The organism is Thermodesulfobacteriota bacterium, assembly GCA_040756475.1.
Lineage (GTDB): Bacteria > Desulfobacterota > Deferrisomatia > Deferrisomatales > JACRMM01 > JBFLZB01.
Map to the genome: position 1 here is coordinate 1 of JBFLZB010000221.1, position 7,262 is coordinate 7,262.

At 72.1% G+C, this 7,262-nt stretch carries 6 protein-coding genes; 2 read left to right on the forward strand and 4 right to left on the reverse strand.

Annotated features, from left to right (window positions below; all coding sequences use genetic code 11):
- The 3 genes from hgcA to AB1578_20765 all read right to left on the reverse strand — a co-directional run.
- The coding region (gene hgcA, locus AB1578_20755; protein MEW6490326.1) for a mercury methylation corrinoid protein HgcA at positions 1-796 on the reverse strand (796 nt) is incomplete at its 3' end.
- 173 nt (positions 797-969) lie between these two features.
- Positions 970-2,043 carry an SO_0444 family Cu/Zn efflux transporter gene (locus tag AB1578_20760; GenBank protein ID MEW6490327.1) on the reverse strand — a complete coding sequence of 358 codons (1,074 nt, stop codon included), beginning with the start codon at positions 2,041-2,043 and terminating at the stop codon, positions 970-972.
- Entirely contained in the window at positions 2,030-2,389 is a 360-nt protein-coding gene (locus tag AB1578_20765; protein MEW6490328.1) for a metalloregulator ArsR/SmtB family transcription factor, read from the reverse strand. Before AB1578_20765 ends, AB1578_20760 begins: the two co-directional genes overlap by 14 nt.
- Before the next feature lie 342 nt (positions 2,390-2,731).
- On the opposite strand from AB1578_20765, the gene AB1578_20770 reads away from it, so the two are divergent.
- Together AB1578_20770 and AB1578_20775 are read left to right on the forward strand one after the other, a co-directional pair.
- Positions 2,732-4,396: an acyl-CoA dehydrogenase family protein gene (locus AB1578_20770; protein MEW6490329.1), complete on the forward strand. Its 1,665-nt coding sequence runs from the start codon at positions 2,732-2,734 to the stop codon at positions 4,394-4,396.
- A gap of 141 nt (positions 4,397-4,537) precedes the next feature.
- A complete protein-coding gene (locus AB1578_20775; GenBank protein MEW6490330.1) occupies positions 4,538-5,320 on the forward strand; it encodes a hypothetical protein in 783 nt (260 codons plus the stop codon).
- A gap of 145 nt (positions 5,321-5,465) precedes the next feature.
- On the opposite strand, the gene AB1578_20780 is transcribed toward AB1578_20775, so the two are convergent.
- The coding region (locus AB1578_20780; GenBank protein ID MEW6490331.1) for a 4Fe-4S binding protein at positions 5,466-7,262 on the reverse strand (1,797 nt) is incomplete at its 5' end.

Sequence of the window (7,262 nt, forward strand, 5' to 3'; positions counted from 1 at the left end):
GGGCGACGGCCAGGGCCCCCCACGCGGCAAGGCCCCGCTCCCAGGCGGCGGAAAGGGAATAGAACCCCGGCCCGAGGCCCGCGAGCACGAAGAGCGCCAGGGCCGCCCACGCGGCGGTCTTCAGGGCCATGACGAGCTCCACCGGCGTGAGCACCAGCCGCTCGACCGCCGTAAAGGTCACCGCCCGCATCGAAGGGGTCGCCGTCATGCCGGCGGCGAGGAAGACCTTTAGGTCTGCCGAGCGCACGGGCCCATAGACCACCGAGAACCCGCACCCCTTGCGCACGTCCTTTGCCGACACGCCGGGGGCGCCGAGCTGGGGCAGGATCAGCCGGCGGTGGGTCACGACCCGCGCAAGGCAGGTCGCCAGCACCCGGCCCACGATCTCCGCCGTTCCGAAGGTACCCTTCCCCGCGGCGCACCACACGTTGATGCCGTGGGTCTCGAGCACGAGAATCCAGGCGTCGAGCCCGGCGGCGTCGCGGCGCAGGGCGTCGAAGGTCATCTTGTAGTTGGCGGTCACGAGCACCGGGGAGTCCGGTCCCGGAGTCCCGACGGCATAGAGGCCCGGGGCGAGCCGATACCGATTTCTGCCGATGCTCCAGCGCATCTGCCACCGGCCGACCACGTCCGCGCGGTCCAGGTGCGTCCTGACCCGGGGCACGGGCCCCGCCGGCGTCTCGAGCCAGCCCTCCACGAAGGGCCACAGGTGGTACCCGGGGAGCTCCCTGCCCGCTGGGGAGTGCGGTTCTGGGGTGGGCTCTTCGGCGGTGGGGCAGCAGGCTGGCTCGGCCATCGGCAGTTTCGCCGCTGCGACAGGACCGCAGCCGGTCTCCGGCCTGGGGGGCGGCGCCCCATTGCGGACGGATGTTTCGGCGCTGGCGGACGCGCAGCAGTTCGACCCGGCCTTGGCGTTCATCGTGCGGTCTTTCCTCAGATCTCTCGGCCCGCCGGGCCGTCGGGAGGGCTTCAGGTTGTCCCCGAGCAGGCGCAGGAACTGCCTACGGCGGTGAAGAGCCGGCGCAGGCGGGGCCAGACGGCCAGAGCGATGAGCACCGCCGCGCTCGCGGCTCCCACCGCGGGAGGAAAGACCTCGGCGGTGGCCCCGACCATCGCCTGGGCGGAGAGTCCCAGGGCGCCGTAGACCCAGTTGAGGCTGGCCCCTGCGGCCAGGGCGCCGCAGGAAATGGCGGCGAGGTAACGCAGGGTCGTCTTCACCCCCAGGGTTCCCGCCACCACCGTCAGCGACGCCGCGCTGGTGGCGGGTCCGGCCAGCAGATACACCAGGGCTGCCCCCGGGCTCAAGCCCTTGAGGACCAGGGCGGCGGCGATGGGCGTGGCGGCGGTGGCGCACGTGTACATGGGGATCCCGACCACCAACATGGCGAGCAGGGGAAGAAGCCCGCTCCCCAGGTGGGCCTCCACGAGCTCCGCCGGCACGAGCACGTGGATGAGCCCGGCCCCCAGAAATCCCACGGCCAGCCAGGGCGCCAAGTCTCCGAGCAGGTCGCCGAAGGCGTGCCGGAGCCCCTCCCGCGCCCTGGCCAGGCGTCCCGCGGACTCCTGCGGGGAGTGCTCCCGGCAACCGCAGGAGGAGGGCGGGGGCTCGGGGCTCGGCTCGTCGCGGCCGAAGATGCTCTCCGCCGTGCCCGCCGCCACGGCCGTGGCGAAGGCCGCCACCGGGCGTGCCACGGTCATCACCGGGTCCATGAGGGCGTACGTGAGGGCCATGGAGTCGACCCCCGTCTCCGGGGTGGAGACGAGGAAGGAGACCGTGGCCCCTTTGCTGGCCCCCTTCTTCCGCAGCCCAAGGGCCGCGGGGAGGACGCCGCAGGAGCACAGCGGGAGCGGAATTCCGAAGAGCGCAGCCTTCACCACCGGGCGGATCCTGCCCGTCCCCAGGTGGCGCGCCACGCCCTCGGAGGAGACGAAGGCGTGGAGCACGCCTGCGGCCAAGAAGCCGAAGAGGAGGTAGGGAGCGGAGTCGGCCAGCACGTGCCAGCTTGCTCCGAGCACCTCCCACAAGAACTCACGCCAGGGCAAAGCGGTCCTCCATCACGTGCCGGAGCCCCTCGGCAAAGAGGGTGCGCACGTGGTCGTCGTCGAGGCTGTAGAAGGCGAGCTTTCCTTCCCGCCGGGCCTTGACCAGGCGGTGGGCTCGCAGGATGCGCAGTTGGTGGGACACGGCGCTGGGGGTCACGTCGAAGAGCTCCGCGAGATCGCACACGCACAGCTCCCGGCGGGAGAGGGCGAGCAGCACCCGCACCCGGGTGGGATCCCCCAGGACCCGGAACGTCTCCGCCAGAGCCTCGGCGGGGGCCTCGGCCAGAGCCCGCCGGGCTTCCTCCACCGCCTCGGGGTGCACGAGTCGTTCGTCGCACTGTTCCACGGCCGCTCCTGCATGTCTGAACATATGCTCAGGCATTGAAGCGGAAGTGGGGCTCCCGAGTCAAGGGTCATGTTGTGCGGCGTGAGGGTGCGGCCGGACGGCGGCCGCGCAGGCGCGCAGGAAATCGCTACCGGGATCGCTCCCAGTGTCGCTATCGCTATCGCTATCGGTATCGCTATCGGTATCGGAAACCGGGACGGCTTCGGTCCCGATCCCGATACCGATTCGAAGGGGCCTAGGCTGTTTCCCGGAGGCCGTCTTGCGGGGAGGCTCTCTCCCCATTACCCTCTCTGGCGACGGAGGCACGGTATTTCGCCCCGCGCGACACTCTCGGGGAGACCCATGGCCCACCGGAGCTTTCTCCACGACCTCCACAGCCGCGGGAGCTTCGACCGGGAGCTCTTCGACGGGTTTCGGTTCGAAGAGCCGGGGCCGGAGGCCCTCAGGAAGATCGAGGCGTTCGAGCGCCTGGCGCAGGAGTTCCCCCCCGGGGAGATCGAGCGGGCCGGTGTGGTCCCGCCCGAGGCCCTGGCGGCCATGGGGCGCCTGGGGTTCTTCGGGATGTCGGTGCCCCGGGACTACGGGGGCATGGGCCTGCCGTTCTCCCAGTACCTGAAGGTCGTGGAGCGGATGGCCGTGGTGGACCTCTCCCTGGCTCTGGTCTGCCTGGCCCACCTCTCCATCGGGATTCAGGGGATCGTCCTCTTCGGGACCCACGCCCAGAAGCAGCGGCATCTTCCCCCCGGCGCCGCCGGCGAGACCCTCTTCGCCTACGCCCTTACCGAGCCGGGGGTGGGGTCCGACGCCAAGCACATCGAGACCGTCGCCCGACCCTCCCCCGACGGCACCCACTACGTCCTCAGCGGGCAGAAGACCTACATCACCAATGCCAACTACGCCGGCGCCTTTACCGTGTTCGCCCAGCTTGCCGGCCATCGGCCCGGGTACATGGGGGCCTTCGTGGTGGAGCGCGGGGCGGAAGGCCTCACGGTGGGCGAGGACATGCCCAAGATGGGCCTCAAGGCCAGCTCCACGGCCTTTGTGCGCTTCGAGGACGTGAGGGTTCCGGCGGAGAACCTCCTGGGGCGGCCCGGGGAAGGGTTTCGCATCGCCATGACCGTGCTGAGCTACGGGCGTCTGGCTGTGTGCGCCGCGGGGGTGGGGCTGGCGGAACGCTCGGTGGAGGACATGGTGCGGCGCGCCGCGACCCGGCGCCAGTTCGGAGTCCCCATCGCCCGCTTCGAGCTCGTGCAGGAGAAGCTCGCCTCGGCCGCGGCGAACGCCTTCGCCGGCGCCGCCATGGTGGCCTTCGCGGCCCGCCAGCTCGAGGAGGACCCGGTGGCCAACGTTGCCCTGGAGACGAGCCACTGCAAGCTCTTCTGCACCACGCGCGCCTGGGAGGCCCTGTACGATGCGATGCAGGTGGCGGGGGGCTCCGGGTACCTGGCCACGAGCCCCTACGAGAAGCGCATGAGGGACTACCGGGTCGCGACGATCTTCGAGGGAACCACCGAGATCCACTCGATCTACCCCGCGCAGCTTCTCCTGCGCGCCGTGGGCGAGGCCCTTCCCCGGGGCGCGCTCGGCCGGCTGATGGCCCTGGTTCGGGGGGCCTTCAACCCGGACGGGTGGCCTCCCCCTTCGGCCCTCTCGCCCGACCCCGATCTGCGCCGAGCCCTAACGCTCGCCCGGCGCTGCGGCCGGTCGCTGCGCCGGCTGCTTCGCCTGGCGCTGCTGCGGTACGGAAAGGGCGTGGCGTCCCGTGAGTTTCTCCTGCGGCGACTCACCTGGCTGAGCCTGAGGGAGTACGGCCTCTTGGCCTGCGTAGCCCGCATCGATGGGGAGCTGCGGCAAGGGCGGCCCGCGGTGGAGGGCAAGGAGCTTCTCTCGGCCTTCGTCGAAGAGACGGTCCGGGAGCTGCCGCGGTTGTGCCGGCTGCGGTCCACCCGCAGGGAGCGCCTGGTCGTGGCCATCGCGAAGCGCATGAGCTCAGCGGCGAAAGGCTGAGGCGCCGGCGATGTGCGGCTCAGGAGCAAAGGCCGGGCGGGCCCCCCCGAGGCCGGTCCCGTTCAAGGGAAGGCGCCGGCCCGTCGATGAAGGAGGAGGCCCCGAACCGTGTGCGCCCACCCAATCCCTAGGAGGTCCCCCATGCGACGGAATGTCTCTCTTCTCGCCCTCACCTTGGTCCTCCTGGCCCATCCCGCTGCCTGGGCCTTCGAGGTGGGCGCGAAGGCCGCCTACTGGCTGCCCAAGTTTTCCGGAGAGTTTCGCCTGGACGGCAGCGGGCTGCGGGGCACCACGGTGGACGCGAGCGACCACCTGGGTATCGACGACGAGAACTTCTTCTTCGGAGAGGCGTGGCTCTGGGTCGGCCGGCACCACCTAACCCTGGCCGGCATGCGGGTGGACTACTCGGGGAGCAAGGTGCTCTCGGAGGAGATCGTCTTCGGAGGCAGGACGTTCTCCGCGAGTGGGCGCGCCGAGAGCTCGCTGGAGTACACCATGCTCGACCTCGCCTACCAGTACGACCTCATCGACCTGGAGAACGTGCTCGCCGGCTTCTCCCTGGGCCCCATCCTCCAGGTCAAATACCTGGACGGAGAGCTGCGAATGAGCGGGGAGGGGAGCGTCAACGGAGCCGGAGGGCGGGTATCGGTCACCGAGTCGTTCCAGTTCCCGATTCCCCTGGTGGGCCTGGGGGCGCACGTGGGCCTCGTGGGGGGCTGGGTGGAGGCTCGGGGGCGGGCCGTGGGCATCGCCTACCAGGGGGACGCCCTCTGGGAAGTCCAGGCGGAGGTGGCGCTAACCCCCTTCCCCTTCCTGGAGGTCCTGGGCGGGTACCGCCACTTCGTCATCGACGTGGACCGGGACGACGTGCTCCTGGACTACACCCAGACGGGCCCCTACGTGGGGGCGGCGGTGGTGTTCTGAGGGGAGAATCTTCGACGGGATAACGGGATCGACCGGATGGGGATGAGAGCCACAGCTGGAACTCCATCGGGATCGGGATCGGGATCGATAGCGATACCGATACCGATGGCGCAGTAGATCCCGATACCCCCATGGGCTGCGGGGGTCACCCGCAGGCGGCCCCCAGTTCGGCCAGCACCTGGCCCGCCCGGTGGTGCCGGAGGCTCGCGGCCTTGGAGGGGCAGGCGGCGGCGCAGGCGCCGCAGCCCTGGCACAGGGTCGGCTCTACCGCCATGCGGCCGGTGTGGGCAACGGGGGCCGCGGCACCGGTGGGGCAGAGCGCCGCGCACAGGCCGCAGCCGGCGCACCGGTCCGGGTCGACCTCGGCGACCGCCGGGTCCACGTCGATCCGCCCCCGCAGCAGCAGCGCCCCTGCCCGGGCCGCCGCCGCCCGGCCCGAGGCCACGGCCTCGTCGAGGGCTTTGGGGCCCTGGCAGGCGCCGGCCAGGTAGACCCCCGCCGAGGCGGTCTCCACGGGCCGAAGCTTCGGGTGGGATTCCAGGAAGAAGCCGTCGGGGCCGGTGGCGATCCGAAGGCGCCGGCCAAGCTCCGGCGCGTCGGGCGCCGGCCTCGCCCCGCAGGCCAGGACCACCAGGTCCGCGGCCAGCTCCTGGGCCTCCCCCAGCAGGGTGTCCTCGAACCGCACGGCGAGACGCTCCCCCTTGCGGCACACCTCCGAGGCGCTCCCCCGGCGAAAGAGCACCCCGTTTCGGGCCGCGGCCTCGTAGGCCTCCTCCGCCCCCCGGGCGTAGGCCCGTAGATCCGTGTAGAGCACCTGGACGGAAGCCTGGGGATTCCGGGAGCGCACCTCCTCGGCCTGCCGCACGCTCACCATGCAGCACACCCGGGAGCAGTGGGCGGCCCCCGCGCTCTGATCCCGGGAGCCGATGCACTGGAGGAAGGCCACCGACCGGGCCGGCGCGCCGCCGGTTCCAACCGGGCCCTCCGAGGTGCGCAGGAGCTCCTCGAGCTTCTCCTGGGTGACGATGCGCGGGTCGGCGCCGTACCCGAGCTCGGGCCGCCCCCCTTCCGGCTGGTCCGGGCGGTAGAGCCCGCTCCCCGTGGCGACGATCAGGGCCCCGACGGAGCGGGCCGCGGGGCCAGAGGGGGTCTCCAGGTCGGCGCGAAAATTCCCCGGCGGGCCGGAGAGGGCCAGGAGCCGGGACTCCAGGAGAAGCTCGATCCGGGGGTGCCCGGCGACCTCGCGCACCCGCTCGTCGAGCCACGGCCCCACCTCTCCCCCCTCGGGGAAGGACCGCCCCAGGGCGGCGGCCCGGCCTCCGAGCCGGGCGGAGGAATCCGCCAGCACCACCCCGAGCCCCATGCGGGCGAGCGAAGCGGCGGCCGCCAGGCCCGCCGGCCCGCCCCCGAGCACCAGGGCCGCGGGCACCACCGGCGCCTCGCTCCCCTCCAGGGGCTCCTGGCCTCGGACCCGGGCCAGCCCCATGTGCACGAGATCCCGGGCCACGCAGGTGGCCTCATCCCGGTCCGGGTGGACCCAGGAGCACTGCTCCCGCACGTTGACGTGGCAGAGGAGGTAGGGGTTCACGCCCTCGGCGGCGCAGGCCTTGCGGAAGGTGGTCTCGTGCATCCGGGGCGAGCACGCCGCCACCACGACCCGGCCGGCCCGCCCCTCCCGCAGGTCGTCGCGGATGAGCTCCTGGCCCGGCCGGGAGCACAGGTACGGGTAGTGGCGCACGACCGAGACCCCCGGGCAGGCGGCGAGCTCCGCGGCCAGGGCTTCCACGTCCACCGTGGCGGCGATGTTCTGGCCGCAGTGGCAGAGGTAGACGGCGGTGCCTGCTGGCGTGCCGGGTGCCGGGTGCCGGGTACCACGTGACGGGTGACGGGTGACGGGTGACGGGGAGGTCACGCCGCGTCCTCCCTCCCTCTCCCCCCCGCG

Coding starts and splice junctions, on each gene's coding strand:
- AB1578_20770 (MEW6490329.1), top strand. CDS start 2,732: ATGGCCCACCGGAGCTTTCTCCACGACCTCCACAGCCGCGGGAGCTTC.
- AB1578_20775 (MEW6490330.1), top strand. CDS start 4,538: ATGCGACGGAATGTCTCTCTTCTCGCCCTCACCTTGGTCCTCCTGGCC.